This window comes from Micromonospora sp. DT31 (assembly GCF_049841795.1).
In the GTDB taxonomy this organism is placed as follows: Bacteria; Actinomycetota; Actinomycetes; order Mycobacteriales; family Micromonosporaceae; genus Micromonospora.
In genome coordinates this window covers 160158-174526 of record NZ_JBNCKZ010000008.1, presented here as the reverse complement: position 1 = coordinate 174526, position 14369 = coordinate 160158, and the positions used below count along the sequence as shown (strand labels likewise).

General features: G+C 75.9%; 12 protein-coding genes. 7 read left to right on the top strand and 5 right to left on the bottom strand.

From position 1 onward, the window contains the following. Nucleotides 1-9: 9 nt before the first annotated feature. Together ACLQ2X_RS16230 and ACLQ2X_RS16225 are read right to left on the bottom strand one after the other, a co-directional pair. Entirely contained in the window at nt 10-462 is a 453-nt protein-coding gene (locus ACLQ2X_RS16230; RefSeq protein WP_425681854.1) for an SRPBCC family protein, read from the bottom strand. Nucleotides 463-564: 102 nt separating this feature from the next. After that, nucleotides 565-924 carry an STAS domain-containing protein gene (locus tag ACLQ2X_RS16225; RefSeq protein ID WP_013287849.1) on the bottom strand — a complete coding sequence of 120 codons (360 nt, stop codon included), beginning with the start codon at nt 922-924 and terminating at the stop codon, nt 565-567. 415 nt (nt 925-1339) lie between these two features. Here ACLQ2X_RS16225 and ACLQ2X_RS16220 point away from each other — a divergent pair, with 415 nt between their 5' ends. After that, a complete protein-coding gene (locus tag ACLQ2X_RS16220) occupies nt 1340-1744 on the top strand; it encodes a hypothetical protein (protein ID WP_425681853.1) in 405 nt (134 codons plus the stop codon). 128 nt (nt 1745-1872) lie between these two features. Then, nucleotides 1873-2424 (top strand): DsbA family protein, encoded by a 552-nt coding sequence (locus tag ACLQ2X_RS16215; RefSeq protein ID WP_425681852.1) that lies wholly within the window; start codon nt 1873-1875, stop codon nt 2422-2424. Nucleotides 2425-2429: 5 nt separating this feature from the next. Here the strand turns inward: ACLQ2X_RS16215 and ACLQ2X_RS16210 are convergent, their stop codons facing one another. Continuing rightward, the gene (locus ACLQ2X_RS16210; protein ID WP_425681851.1) at nt 2430-5237 is read right to left on the bottom strand and encodes a LuxR C-terminal-related transcriptional regulator; all 2808 of its coding nucleotides are present in this window, start codon (nt 5235-5237) and stop codon (nt 2430-2432) included. A gap of 161 nt (nt 5238-5398) precedes the next feature. Between ACLQ2X_RS16210 and ACLQ2X_RS16205 the strand changes: the two genes are divergently transcribed. From ACLQ2X_RS16205 to serS, 5 genes are all read left to right on the top strand, one after another. Then, the gene (locus ACLQ2X_RS16205) at nt 5399-5824 is read left to right on the top strand and encodes a hypothetical protein (RefSeq protein WP_425681850.1); all 426 of its coding nucleotides are present in this window, start codon (nt 5399-5401) and stop codon (nt 5822-5824) included. After that, the gene (locus tag ACLQ2X_RS16200; protein WP_425681849.1) at nt 5821-6948 is read left to right on the top strand and encodes an alcohol dehydrogenase catalytic domain-containing protein; all 1128 of its coding nucleotides are present in this window, start codon (nt 5821-5823) and stop codon (nt 6946-6948) included. Before ACLQ2X_RS16205 ends, ACLQ2X_RS16200 begins: the two co-directional genes overlap by 4 nt. A gap of 31 nt (nt 6949-6979) precedes the next feature. Then, nucleotides 6980-8155: a saccharopine dehydrogenase family protein gene (locus ACLQ2X_RS16195; RefSeq protein ID WP_425681848.1), complete on the top strand. Its 1176-nt coding sequence runs from the start codon at nt 6980-6982 to the stop codon at nt 8153-8155. Nucleotides 8156-8186: 31 nt separating this feature from the next. Beyond that, the gene (locus ACLQ2X_RS16190; RefSeq protein ID WP_425681847.1) at nt 8187-9320 is read left to right on the top strand and encodes a MerR family transcriptional regulator; all 1134 of its coding nucleotides are present in this window, start codon (nt 8187-8189) and stop codon (nt 9318-9320) included. 428 nt (nt 9321-9748) lie between these two features. Next, on the top strand, nt 9749-11035 hold the full coding sequence (gene serS / locus ACLQ2X_RS16185) for a serine--tRNA ligase (protein ID WP_425681846.1): 1287 nt from the start codon (nt 9749-9751) through the stop codon (nt 11033-11035). Nucleotides 11036-11158: 123 nt separating this feature from the next. Here serS and ACLQ2X_RS16180 read toward each other — a convergent pair whose 3' ends face one another. Both ACLQ2X_RS16180 and ACLQ2X_RS16175 read right to left on the bottom strand, forming a co-directional pair. Further along, a complete protein-coding gene (locus ACLQ2X_RS16180; protein WP_425681845.1) occupies nt 11159-12625 on the bottom strand; it encodes an NADH-ubiquinone oxidoreductase-F iron-sulfur binding region domain-containing protein in 1467 nt (488 codons plus the stop codon). Next, nucleotides 12622-14202 (bottom strand): hypothetical protein, encoded by a 1581-nt coding sequence (locus ACLQ2X_RS16175; protein WP_425681844.1) that lies wholly within the window; start codon nt 14200-14202, stop codon nt 12622-12624. Before ACLQ2X_RS16175 ends, ACLQ2X_RS16180 begins: the two co-directional genes overlap by 4 nt. Nucleotides 14203-14369 lie beyond the last annotated feature (167 nt).

The following is a 14369-nucleotide window of genomic DNA, read 5'->3' as shown; positions in this document are numbered from 1 at the left end:
GGGGGTCGGTCAGACCGACCGACCCTCCAGCGTCGCCCCGAGCCGGGCGGCCAGCCCCAGGTGGGCGGACCGGGCCTGGCGGAACGCGTAGCCGAACAGCGGCGCCGGCGCGGTGAGGGTGATCTCCACGTCGATCCGTACCACCCCGTCGGGCTCGTCCCGCAGCCGGGTGTGGTTGCGGACCGTGGTGGCCGGCTGCTGCCGGGCGACCGTGACCATCTCGTCGTCGTTGGCGACAAGCACGTCCGCCTGGTAGGTGACCGGGAAGTGCAGCGGGCCGAGCTCCAGCCGGTCGGTGATCGCGTAGCTGGCCAGCGCGCCCGGGCGGGCGGGTAGCTGCCGGACGCGCACGATCAGCGGGTGCAGCTCGCCCTGCCGGCTCAGATCACCGAGGAGGGCCACCGCGTGCGCCCGGGAACAACGGGCCTGCACGGTGTAGCTGAAGCTGTCGCTGCTCTGCAAGCGGGCCCCCCTCGCCGGTCGTGCGTCCGCACGATCGTCCCGTACCGGAGCCGACTCGGCAACGGGTAGAAGGTCCCGCCGGACAGGGGGCCGGGGCGGCGCTCAGGCGCCGGGCAGAACCTCGGGGGTGTCGTCGGCGAACCAGGGCTCGGGAGCGCCGAAGAGGCCGAGCAGGCCGGTCACCCAGAGCTGCCGGTGCACGAACCGGCTCGGCTCGGTGACCACCAGCTTCACGCCGCTGACCTCGCAGGTCTGGAAGCCGGCGACCATGGCGCTGATGCCGACGGAGTCGATGAACGTGACGAGCCGCATGTTCAGCTCGATCCGGGACGGACGGCCCTTCGCGAGCACCTCGGCGATCGCTTCCCGCACCTCGTACGCGGTGTCGACGTCGATCTCCCCTCGGGGCGCGATCTGGACGACACCACCGGGCCGCACCGACTTCACGATCGACAGGCTCACGCGAGCACCTCCACTCGCCCATGACGGGCGCCTCATCAGTACGCGGGCCGCGACCGAGAGTATTCCTCCAACAGCTCGGTCGCCAACCCCCCGGGATGAGCAATTCGCGGACCGAGCACCTGGGCGACCCAATCCGGAACTCCGGGTTCCAGTTTCCCCTTCGATGCGGACCCCGACCAGCCGTGCGACCGGCCGGTCCGCGTCCGCCGACAAGGGTAGCGGGCGCACGCACGTCCCGGTCGCACCCGGTCCGGCGCGTTGGTGCGGTTCGTCCGGTTCCCGACCCCGGTACCGACGAACCTGGTTTGCCGCACGGGCCGGCGGGGCACTGCCTGGCGAGGAGTCAACCGTGACGCGCCGGATGGACACCGGAGTCCGAAGTGGCCGCCGGGCTTCGGCACCGAGGAGGTAGAACATGTTCGGATCCAACCTGTTGGACCGCCGCAGCAAGCCGGAGCGGATCGCGGACCAGGCGTGGCAGCACCTGCTCTCCGCAGCCGGCTCCGCCGGTGACAGCATGCGCGACGCCACCCGCGTCGCCCGCCGTAACTCCTCCGGCCTCGCCGACGACGCGACCGACCTGGTCGGCTCCGCCGCCGAGGAGGCGCGCCGCCGGGCCACCATGGCCTTCGACGCGCTCGCCGGGCGTCGGCCCGCGCTGCCCTGGACGCTGCTGATCGCGGCGACCCTGGCCGGCGCGGCGATCGGCTGGGCTGCCGGCACCGCCGCGCGCGCCGCCGGCAGCCGGGACCGCGCCGCCGACGAGATCGAGTTCGTCGACGTGGACCGGCCCAACTCCCCGGCCGGCCTGGACGGCTGACCCACGAGGCACGAGCGGTGGGCCGCCCCGGGCGTTCCGGGGCGGCCCACCGGCGCGTCCGGGCCCGTGGCCACCTCACCCGCAACGGGTGAGGCCGCCTCATCCGGGCTCCGGCCAGGGTGGGGACCATGACGACCCCACTTCAGGTCACCACCGCCCGGCTGCGCGACCCGGTGACCGAACGGGACCACGTCCGCGGGCCGGTCGACGCACCGGTCACGATCGTCGAGTACGCCGACTTCCAGTGCCGGTTCTGCGGTGCCGCCTACCCGAACCTGGCCGAGGTGCTGCGCCAGCGAACCGACGTGGTGCGCCTGGCGTACCGGTACTTTCCCATCGTGAACGTCCACCCGTACGCCGAGAACGCGGCCGAGACGGCGGAGGCCGCCGCCGCCCGGGGCCGGTTCTGGGAGATGCACGACTGGCTCTACCAGCACCAGGACCAGCTCGACCCGGTGCACCTGTCGCTCGGCGTCGAGCAGGTCGGGCTGCCGCCGGAGGAGATCGACGCGGAGGTGGCCCGCCACGCCCACGCCGACCGGGTCCGCGAGGACTTCGTCGGCGGCATCCGCAGCGGCGTCGGCGCCACGCCGACCCTGTTCGTCAACGACATCCGCCACGACGGCGGCTACGACCTGGCCGAACTGCTGGCCGTGGTGGACGCCGCCGCCAACGCCTGACCGGATCAGATCAGCCGCAGCTCGCGGGCCCGCCGGACGGCCTCACGCCGACGGCCCGCGTTCAGCTTGCGGTAGATGTTGCGCACGTGCGTCTTGACCGTGTTGACCGACAGGGACAGCTCGGCGGCGATCTCCACGTTCGACAGGATGCTCTGCAGATAGCGCAGAATCGTCAACTCCCGCTCGGTGAGCGGCTCGTCGAGCGCCGGCACCGGGCCGTCCTGCCGCGGGTCGGACCGGCGCGTGTCCGCGTCCCGGACCAGGTCGCGCACCGTCGTCCAGTACGCCGTGCCGGCGTCCAGGTGCGCGGCGAGCAGGTCGCGTACCCCGGGGTCGGCCCGGGTGAAGACCCGCCGGCAGCCCTCCGGCTCGGCGAGCGTCAGCACCTCCTCCAACAGCCGCCCGGCCCGCCGGGCGTCCCCACCGGCGGCGGCCAGCGCGGCGTCGAGCAGACCGGCGCCCAGCCGCACCGGCAGCGGCCAGTCGGCCGCCTCCGGGGCGGTCCAGTCCGGCAGCGCCCGCCCGGCCGCGCCGGCGTCACCGGCGGCCAGACGCAACCGGGCCGACGCCAGCGCCGACGTCGGTGACCCGGCGTCGCCCGTCGCGTCGAGCAGCGCCCACGCACCGTGCGCGTCGCCGGCCGCGGCGCGGACCTGGGCCTCCGCGGCGGTGAGCCAGCCGCCCACCTCCCGGCCCGGCGCGAGCGCCCGCGCCCCGGCGAGGATGTGCACCGCCGCCGCCGCGTCCCCACCGTCGGCCAGCAACCCGCCCCGGCAGAGCGCGACGAACGCCGCGCCGCCCGGCTCCGCGCCGGCCGGCCCGGCGAGCGCCAGGTGGGCCGCGGCCTCCGCCGGCTCGTCCCGGTGCCAGGCCACCAGCGTCAACGCCAGGTACGCGTGGCCGCGGGCGGACGCCCCCGCCCAACCCTGGCAGTGCGGCGATGCCAGCGCGGACCGGGCGAGTTCCTCGGCCGCCCGCAACCGGCCCCGGGCGGCCTCCAGCAGCGCGAAGCGGCTGGCACAGCACAGTTCGACACGGCCGCGGCCGGCTCGCCGCGCCGCCACCAGCGCCGCCGCGAACCGCGACCGGGCGGTGGGCAGGTCCCCCTCGGCGAGCGCGACGAGCCCTTGCGCGGCGCCGGCCACCGCCCACACGTCGTCGTACTCGACCAGCCCGGCGCGCGGATCGGGCGCGACCACGCCGTCGGCCACGTCCGGGGTCGCCCGGTCGCCCGGCGGATCGGGCACCCGCGCACCGGCCGGGCCGGGGGCGGTGGCGAGCAGCCGGTCGGCGGCCCGGCGCACCGCCCCGTGGTCCCCGTCGAGCCGGGCCAGGCTCAGCTCGACGGCCGCGACCAGCCGCCGGAACCGGTCGCGGCGCGGCGCGGGCAGACCGGCGGCGTGGGCGAGCGCCCGCCGCACCTGCGCCTCGGCGGCGGCCGGCTGCCCGGCGTACGCGCGTTCGGCCGCCGCGGCCAACGCCAGCTCCGGCTCCCGGCGCACCGCCTCGTCCGGCGGCTCGGGCGGGACCGGCGTGGCCGAGGACCCGTCCGGTGCCAGCTCGGGCCAGCCGGTGACGAACAGGTCGGTGGCGTCGGACCACCCGTGGGCCGCCAGCGCGTGCCGCAGCGCCTCCGCCGGCCGGTCCTGCGTCGCGTACCAGCCGGCCGCCCGCCGGTGCAGCTCGCGCAACTCGCCTGCGGGCAGCCGGTCGACCTCCTCGCGGAGCACGTCGGCCAACAGCGGATGCGGCCGGTACCAGGGCGGGACGCCGCCGTCGGACTCGACGAAGCCACTGCTCCGGGCAGCGTCGGCCAGCAGGTGGCCGGCGTCGGGCCGCCCGGTCACCGCGACGGCCAGGTCGGCGCGGGCCGCGTCCGCCACCGACGTGCGGCGCAGCACGTCGCGGGCCGCCGCGCCCAGCGGCGCGAGCACCTCGTCGCGCAGGTACGCGGCGATGTCCGGCCGGTCACCGGCGAACCGCGGCACCCCGTACGCCGGGTCGGTCCCGGCGCCCAGCGCGGCGAACCGCAGCCCGGCGGGCCAACCGGCGGTGCGCTCGGCGAGCCGGGGCACCGCCTCGGCCGGCACCGCCACACCGTGCGCGACGAGCAGGTCGGCCACCTCGTCGGCGGTGAACGCCAACTCGTCCGGCCCGATCACCGTCAACCCGCCTGTCAACCGCCAGTGGTGCAGCGCCAGCGGCGACTCGCCGCGCGCGCCGGCCACCAGGCGCAACCGCCCGCCGGCGTGCCGCAGCAGGAACTCCAGGCCCGCCAGGGCCGCCGGTTCGGCGACCCGGTGCAGGTCGTCCAGGACCAGCAGCACCGGGCGTTCCCGCGCGGCGAGCGCGACGGCGAGCGCCTCGAGCTGGTCCGGCCGGGGCGGGCCGTCGGGCACCGGCGGCGGACCCTCGTCCCGGTCACCGGCGACGGCCGCGCGCAGGGCGGCCGACAGGTAACTCCAGAGCCGCCCCGTGGTCTGTCCGCCGCCCACCGTCACCCAGGCCGCCGCGGGTCCGTTCCGCTCCGCCCGCGCCCAGACGGACAGCAGTGTCGTCTTGCCCCAGCCAGCCGGGGCCAGGAGCAGCGTCACCGGCCCCTCGGCGCCCCGCGCCACCCGGTCCACCAGGCGGGGGCGCAGCAGCACCGGCTCGGGCGGGGCGGGCGGGGCCAACCGGGAAGCCAGCAGCGGCGGACCGCCCGGCAGCGCGCCGGTGGAGGCCCCGGTCGCGCCGGTGCCGGCGGTGACCGGCGTGCCGGTGACCTCCGTGGTGCCGCTCGCGACGATCCGGGCCTGGTCGGCCTCCTGCATGCGCCCCTCCCCCGTCGGTGCGGGCAGCGGTTACCCGGACCGGCCGGGTTCACCCCTTCCGGGCGAACCCGGCTCACCCGCACCGCCGGCACCCTGGACGCACGCGGGCGGCTGGCCGGGCACTTCCGGCCGCCCGAGGCGCCGGGACCGTGGGAGGTCGGGTGGTGCGAACGGGACGGCTGGCCGGGGGCGCGCGGGCGCTCGCCACCGGCGGCGCGCGGGCCCTGGCCCGACGGCGGTCGCCGCGGGCCGGCGCCGATCCCCGGCCGGGCCGGTGGCAGGTGGTGACCGTGACCGGCCCGCCCGAGCGGGTACTCCCGGGCGGACGATGGCCCGAGCCGCTGCGCCGGCTCGCCGGCGGCGTGGAGGTGTGGGCCCGACCGGCGCCCGGCGGACGGGGCACCGAGCTGGCGGTACGCCCGCTCGGCGGGGAGCCGGCGCTTCCCGGACTGGCCGCGCACCTCGTCGGTGACGACCCGGGCCGGTTCCTGCGGCGGGTGCTGCGGGAGACCAAGCAACTGCTGGAGACCGGCGAGGTGCTGCGGGCCGACCGACCGCCGCACGACCGGCCGGGGCCAGCCGGATGAGGGCGCTGTGCTGGGCCGGACCGGGTGCGGTGGAGGTGGGCCACGTCCCCGACCCGGAGCTGCGCAACGCCCAGGACATGATCGTCCGGGTGCGCCGCAGCGTCACCTGCGGCGCGGACCTGCCGCTGCTGGGCGGGCAGGTCCCCGAGGCGACCCCCGGGGAGGTGCTGGGCCGGGAGTTCCTCGGCGAGGTGGTCGAGGTCGGTGCGGAGGTGCGCCGGCACCGGGTCTCCGACCGGGTGGTGGTCGGCTCGGCGGTGGCCTGCGGCGCGTGCTGGTTCTGCCGCCAGGGCATGCTGGCCTGCTGCGACAACGGCACCAGCGCGGTGGCGGCCGAGCCGGAGTGGGGGCAACCCGTCGCCGGCGGCTACGGGCGGCCGGCCCGGCTCGGCGGTTTCGCCGGCGGGCACGCCGAGTTCGTCCGGGTGCCGTACGCCGACGTGGGCGCGTTCGCCGTACCCGACACGGTCGGTGACGACCGGGCGGTGTTCGCGGCGGACGCCGCCCCGGCCGGCTGGTACGGCGCCGAGCTGGGCGAGGTGAGCCCGGGCGATGTGGTGGCGGTGTGGGGGGCCGGCGCGGTCGGCCAGCTCACCGCCGGTGCGGCGGTGGCCCGCGGCGCGAGCCGGGTGATCGTGGTCGACGACCAGGACGACCGGCTGCGCATGGTGGCCCGGCACGACGGGGTCGAGGCCCTCCACCACCGGTACGTGGACGTGCTCGCGGAGCTGCGGGAACGCAGCGGCGGGCGAGGGCCGGACGTGTGCGTCGACGCGTCCGGGCTGCCGACCGCCCCGGCATGGCCGGGGGGCAGCCCGGACGGGGTGGCGTTGCGCGAGGCGGTGCACGCCTGCCGCAAGGGCGGCACCGTGGTGGTCCTCGACGCCCGGCCCGGCTTCGTGGACCGGTTCCCGCTCGGCGCGGTCACCGACAAGGGGCTGGTGGTGCGCGGCGGGCGGCGGGGCGCGACCGCGATCCCGGCGCTGCTGGACCGGATGGCCCGCGGCGAGCTGGTCACCGAGCATCTGGCCACCCACCGGATGCCGCTGGCACGGGGCGCCGACGGGTACGCGTTGTTCCGCGACCGGGTCGACGGCTGCGTGCGCGTGGTCTTCACCCCGTGATGGGTGACGTCATCGGTGGCACACTCGGCTGATGCGCGCAGACCGTCCGTACGACCTCGTCCTGTTCGGCGCCACCGGCTTCACCGGCGGACTGACCGCCGAATACCTCGCCCGGCACGCGCCGCAGCGGTTGCGGTGGGCGGTGGCCGGCCGCAACCCGGACAAGCTGGCCGCCGTGCGGGACCGGCTCGCCGCCATCGACCCGGCCCTGGCCGAGCTGCCCCTGCTCACCGCGGACGTGACCGACCCGGAGTCGCTGCGCGCGGTGGCGCAGTGCGCCCGCGTGGTGGCCACCACCGTCGGCCCGTACGTGCACCACGGCGAGCCACTCGTCGCCGCCTGCGCCGCGGCCGGCACCGACTATCTGGACATCACCGGGGAGCCGGAGTTCGTCGACCTGATGTACGTGCGCCACCACGCCGAGGCGGTACGCACCGGCGCGCGACTGGTGCACGCCTGCGGCTTCGATTCGATCCCGCACGACCTGGGCGTCTGGTACACGGTGAAGCAGCTCCCGGCGGACGGACCGATCACCGTGGACGGTTACGTGCGGGCCGGCGGCCGGTTCTCCGCCGGGACGTACCACTCGGCGTTGACCGCGTTCTCCCGTACCGGTGAGATGAGCCGGGCGGCGCGGGCCCGCCGCGCGGTCGAGCCCTCGCCGGACGGGCGGCGGGTCCGCGCGGTGCCCGGCAAGGTCGGTCGGGTGGCCGAACTCGGCCAGTGGGCGGTGCCGCTGCCCACCATCGACCCGCAGGTCGTCCGCCGGTCCGCGGCGGCCCGCCCGGAGTACGGCCCGGACTTCCGCTACCGGCACTTCGCGGCGATGAAGCGGCTGCCCACGGTGCTGGTCGCCGGGGTCGGTCTGGCCGGCGTGGTGGGGTTGGTGAAGCTGCCGCCGACCCGGCGGTGGCTGCTCGGCCGGCTCGCCTCCGGGCAGGGGCCGAGCGCCGACCAGCGGGCGAAGTCCTGGTTCCGGGTGCGGTTCGTGGGCACCGGCGCCGGCCGGCGGGTGCTGACCGAGGTGGCCGGCGGCGACCCCGGCTACGACGAGACGGCCAAGATGCTCGCCGAGTCGGCGCTCTGCCTGGCCTTCGACGACCTGCCGGAGACCGCCGGGCAGGTCACGCCGGTCACCGCGATGGGTGACGCGCTGCTGGAGCGGCTGGTGCGCGCCGGGATGACGTTCCGAACCCTGCCCGGCTGATGTTGACCCTCGACCCGGTCGAGGCCACAGGATGACGGCCGTGGAGAGCGAGCTTCGCAGCATCGGCGAGTTGGCGCGGGCCAGCGGGTTGACGGTGAGCGCCCTGCGGTTCTACGACCGCTGCGGTGTGCTGGCCCCGGCCCGGGTGGACCCGGTGACCGGCTACCGCTGGTACGCCGGGGACCAGGTGGCCCCGGCCCGCCTGGTGGCCGGGCTGCGCCGGGTCGGCATGCCGCTGGCCGGGATCGCCGAGGCGTTGCGGCACCGGCACCGCCCAGGCGAGGTGCACCGCCTGCTGGACGCGCACCTGCGCCGGCTGGAGGACGGCCTGGCCGACGCCCGTCGCGAGCTCTCCCGGATCCGCAGCCTGCTCGACCCGGAGGAGACCACCGTGACCACCCACCTCGTCCTGTCCCGCGCCGACCTGGCCGCCGCCGTGGACGCCGTACGCTTCGCCGTCGGCGCCGACCCGGACCTGCCGGTGCTCTCCGGTGTCCTGCTGGAGGTCGAGCCGGGCGGTGTACACCTGTTCGCCACCGACCGCTTCCGGCTGGCCACGGCGTGGGTCGGCGCCACCGTCGACGGACCGCCGGTGGCCGCGCTGCTGCCGGTGGCCGCGGTCGACGAACTGCGCGCGCGGCTGGGCGGCGGCGAGGCCACCGTGACGGTCGTCGTCGCCGCGGACCGGGTGACGTTCTCGGTCGCCGGTGCCCCGCTGAGCACCGGCACCCTGCCGTACGACTTCCCGGACTACCGCCGGCTGCTGCGGACGCAGCTCGGCGACGCGCCCGCGTACCGGATCCCGTTCGACGGCGCGGCGTTGCGCGCGGCGCTCACCGCCGACGGCGTCCCGGTCTGCCGCCGCGCGCACGAGGGCGTCGAGCACGAGGTGGTGGCGCTCGGCCTGGACGGCCGCGGCGAGCTGCGCCTGGTCGACCCGAACGGCTCGGGCGGCGCAGGCGGCACGGACGGCGCGGGCGGCACGGACGGCACGGACGGGTCGGATGCGCTTCGGGTGGCGGTGAACCGGGAGTACCTGCTGGACGCGCTGGGGTCCGGTGACGGCCAGCTCGTGCTGGAACTGGACGGCCCGATCACCCCGCTGGCGGTGCGGCGGACCGACGATGCGCACGCCTTCTCCGTCCTGATGCCGGTACGCCTCTGACGGTCGCGCTCGCCGGCTTCCGGCACGCCGCTGCGACAGCACTTCGTGACCGTGCGTGACGCCCCGCCGCCTCCCGACTGCGTCACCCCGTGCGGACTTTGCTCTGCAGCCATCCGCGCAGCGCTGACGCTCCGTCGAACGCTGCGCCGGTGGCTGCAGAGCAAAGGCGCCGGAGAGGCATGTCAGCCGGGGAGCGGATCCGCGAGATTGACCAGGTCACCGCGCTCGCGCGCGGAGCCAGCGCAGCGCCGGCACCAACCCCCGGTGACGGACCGTGAGCACCGCCCGCAGACGGCGCCACCATCACGCACCGTCACCGAAAGGGGCCCCCGAGCGGCGGGCTGCGCGGGCCGGGCCGGGTGGGCGGGGGCGCGACGGTAGCATCTGTGGGTCCCACCCGACTGCCTGGACGGAGGCGTACGAGCAGCATGCTCGACATGGAGTTGATCCGGAAGGATCGCGAGGCGGTGGCGACCGCGCTGGCGAAGCGTCTGGATCCCGCCGAGGTCACCCGGGCGCTGGACGACATCCAGCGGCTCGACCAGGAGCGGCGCGCCCTGATCACGGAGATCGACGCCGAGCGGCAGCGCCGCAAGGCCGAGGCGCGCGCGTACGCGGAGGCGAAGCGGTCCGGCGGCACGCCGCAGCCGGTCGCCCCGGAGGCCGAGCGTAAGCAGCTCGCGGAGCTGGAGTCCCAGCTCGACGAGGTGCAGTCCCGGCTCCGCTCGGCGATGAGCGAGCTGCCCAACCTGCCCGCCGACGACGTGGTCGCCGGGGGCAAGGAGGCCAACCGGGTGGTGCGGACGTTCGGCGACGCGCCGGCCATCGAGAAGGTACGCGACCACGTGGAGCTGAGCCGCGCGCTCGGCCTGGTCGACCACGAGCGGGGCGTGAAGCTCGGCGGCTCGGGCTTCTGGATGTACACCGGACTGGGCGCCCGACTGGAGTGGGCCCTGGTCAACTGGCTGATCGAGCAGAACATCCAGGCCGGGTACGAGTTCCTGCTCCCGCCGCACCTGCTGCTGGACAGCGCCGGTTTCGCCGCCGGGCAGTTCCCGAAGTTCCACGACGACGTCTACCACATCGACAACCAGTCGTCCTCGCGCGGCCAGTTCCTGCTGCCCACCGCGGAGACGGCGATCCTCGGTGCCTACCAGGACGAGATCCTGGAGACGCCGAGGCTGCCGCTGAAGGCGTTCGCGTACACCCCGTGCTACCGCCGGGAGGCGGCCGGCTCGCACTCCGACGAGCGCGGCACGGTACGCGGCCACCAGTTCAACAAGGTGGAGGTCTTCCAGTTCACGCTGCCGGAGCAGGCCGGCGCGGCGCTGGAGGCGATGGTGTCGCACGTCGAGGGCCTGGTCGGCAAGCTCGGCCTGCACTTCCAGACCAGCCTGCTGGCTGCCAGCGACGCCAGCGCGTCGATGCGCAAGACACTCGACATCGAGGTGTGGATGCCGAGCACCGGCAAGTACAAGGAGGTGTCGTCGGTGTCCTGGGCCGGCGACTACCAGGCTCGCCGCGCGGCCATCCGCTATCGCGAGCCGGGTGCCAAGCAGACCCGCTTCGTGCACACGCTGAACGGTTCGGCGCTGGCCACCAGCCGGCTGTTCCCGGCCATTCTGGAGCAGTGCCAGCAGCCCGACGGTTCGGTCGTGGTCCCCGAGGTGCTCCGCGACAAGCTGGGCACCGACCGCCTCACCCCGACGCGCTGACCCTCCCCGCCCGCCCCTCCCCGCGATCGTGCACTCAGGATCGCGGGGAGGGCTGGGCGGAGGCCGAGGGCTGGGCGGAGGCCGAGGGCTGGGCGGAGGCCGAGGGCTGGGCGGAGGCCGAGGTTACTCGGAGCGGACCAGGCGCAGCGCCAGTTCGGGGCAGACCTTGACCGCCTTGAGCGCGCCCTCGCGCAGCCAGGTCGGCACCGGGGTCGGCGGGAACGCCGGGTAGCCGTTGCCGTCGAGCCGGATGAAGTCCGGCACCACGTGCGCGCACAGCCCGTGGCCGTCGCAGCGGGACCAGTCCAGCGTCAGCTTCTGCGGGTTGGCGTCCGGCGCGCCGGGCAGGCCCACCATCCCCTTGACCCGTTTGCCGCAGCCCTCGCCCGTGGCGTGCAGGCGCAGGTCGTCGGCGAAGACCTCCATGGCGGACAGCGCGAACCGGGCGGTCCCGTCCGGGTGACTGCACGCGCCGCGCCCCTTCACGTCCCCGGCGGCGGCCCGGACCAGTTCGACCGGGGCGCTGCCGGAGACCGCGAGGTCGACGGAACGGGCCAGGTCGGGCAGGCCCATCTTGCACGGGCCGCACTGCCCGGCGGACTCGCCGGCCAGGTAGCGCACCACCTGGGCGGCCTCGCCGAGCGGGCAGGTGTCCGCGCCGAGCGGCACGATGATTCCGGCGCCGAGCGTGCCGCCGACCGCGGCGAGCCCCTTGCGGGACACCTCGGCCCGGTCCGCGGCCTCCGCGGTGATCCACTTGCCGTGGTAGCCGCCCATCAGGATGCCCGGTCCCGGTGGCACCTCGCAGAGGTCGAGGATCTCACGCAGCGGGGTGCCGGCCGCGCATTCCACCACCGCCGGGCGCTTCGCCGCACCGGTGACCGTGAGCAGCACCGTGCCCGGCTCGTCGTCGGTGCCGAGCGCGGCGTACTCGTACGGGCCGATCCGGGCGGCGACGGCGAGTTGGGCGTACGTCTCGGCGTTGGACAGCAGGGTCGGCAGGCCGCCGACGCCGGAGTCGCTGGAGCGCTTCTTCGTGCCGGGCGGGATGTGCGGCAGGCCGTTGATGCCGTTGACAAGCGCGCCGCCCTCACCGGAGATGAACCGGTGCGGCACCGTGACGATGGTGGTCGGCACCGGCATCCGCCGCTCCTGCAACGCGTCGGTCAGCGACGGGCGGCCCACGCCGTCGTCGGCCACCCCGATGACGATCTCCTCGGCGTCGAGCGCGAACGCGGCCAGCGCCGCGCCGTCCAGGACGAGGTGCGGGGCGCGGGTGAGCAGCACCTTGTCCTTCCAACTGGCCGGCTCCCCCTCGGTGGCGTTGACCACCACCACCGCGGCGAGGTCCTGTCGCTCGCAGGATTCCAGCACCGCGCGCAGCTTGCGGGCGAACGGGAAGCCGGCGCCGCCCTTGCCCTTGAGGTCGATCGCCTCGACGAGCCGCAGCAGCGCCGCCGGTTCCATCGGGCCGATCGGGCCGTGCACGTCCTCGTGGGCGAACAGGTCGAGCCGGCCGAACTCGGCGAACCCGGCGGTCAGGCGGGGTTCGCCGACGCAGGCGACCGGCGGGACGGTCGTCCGCATCACCGGGCCTCGCCCCGCAGCCCGGCCCAGTACGCGCTGTCCACGGCATCGGCATCGGCGCGTTTGCGGCGGCTGGACCGGCTGTCCTTGCCGGCCCGCAGCGCGCGGCGGGAGGCGAGGTCGACCAGGGTCGGGGTTTCGTCGACGAACGCGTCGTCGGGGGCGTAGCGGGCCGGGGGCCGCCAGTAGTCCGGCTCCTCCGGCACCTCCTCCTCGTCCCGGTAGCGCCGGCTGGTTCCGCTGCGCGGCTCCGCCGAGATCGGGGTCCCGGAGATCGGGCCGGCCGAGACCGGCTCGCCGGAGACCGGGCGGGCCTGCCAGCGGCGCGGGCTGTCCCACGGCTCCTCCGCCTCGTCGCCCGGTCGGGGCGGCGCCGAGTAGCGGGCCACGTCGACCTCGGGGGCGTACCGGCCAGGGTCCGGCGGGGCGGAGTGGCGAGCGCCGGTGTCCGGCGGGGCGGAGTGCCGGCCGCCGCTCTCCGCCAGGGCGGAGTACCGGGCGGCCGTGTCCTGGTCGCGGCGCCGGGCGGCCGGCGTCTGCCGGGTGCGCGCGGGCCGGGCGGGCGCGTCCGGCTCGACGGTCCTTCGCCGGGCGGCGGCCGCCCGGACCGGCTCCCGCAGCGAACCGGGTTCCGGCACCACCGGTACGGCGAACCGCTCGGGGTCGCGCCGCCGGGCGGTGCCGGCCGGGGCGGTCCAGGTGGTGGTGGTCTCGGCCCAGCGGCCACGGCCACCGTCGCTGCCCTCCCTGTCGGCGGCCTTCCTGCGGGTGAGCGCGGCGAACACGCCGGTGCGCGCCTCGCCGCGGCCGGCCATCGCCTTGTTGAGCGCGGCGGCCTGGTGCTGTTCCCGGCTGCGCCGGCCCAGGTGGACCGAGACGCGCACCAGCAGCGCGAGCACCACGAGCACCACGCAGGCCAGATAGCTGAGCCACACCCAGGTGGCGGCCGGGCGGCCCGCGTTGAGCCCGTGCAGCAGCGCGAACGGCCACGACACGTAGGCCGTCGAGTGCAGCGCCCGCCAGAGCCACTTCGGGCCGACGCCGGCGAACCGGACCCGGATCAGGCCGGTCCAGAGCACGCTGACCATCAGCAGCGCGGCGACGGTGCCCAGTCCGACGTAGAGGCCGCGCCCGCCGATGAGCGGGACCACCGCGTCGGTGGGCGCGGCCCGGCCGATGGCGATCTTGGTGATAACGTGGAAGGCCAGCCCGGCCACGCCGAGCACGCCTGTGGCGCGGTGCGCCGACTGGAGCAGCACCCGGTGCCGGATCAGCAGCACCAGCCGGTCGGTGGCGATCAGCCCCAGCATCACGGTGAGGCTGAGCGAGACCAGCGCGATCACGCCGGCGAAGAACTCGGTGAAGAAGAATCCGTACGCGTACAGGGCGCCTCCGGCGCCGGCCAGTTCCACGCCCGCCCAGGCGAGGCCGAGCGCGGAGGCGCCGAGCGCCGCGACGGCCGGTTTCGACATGGTCCGGGCGCCACGGCTGCTGCTGGTGGTCCGGACCGTCGTGGCCTTCTCGTTCTGTTGTGCCCGGGCCATCTGCTCCTCGCTCGTCTCACGGCGGCGCGCCCCCACCGGCCGACCCTGCTCCCACTCAGGTACGGAGCGACGGCCCGGGCGGATCACCTCCGGTGGTGAATTTCTCGGCCGGTTCCTCGAACCGTCCGGGCCGTCCGCGCGTGTAGCGCCGGACGCACCAACGGATGCGAATACGTTGACAGCCTTTGCAACACGCTCGTAAC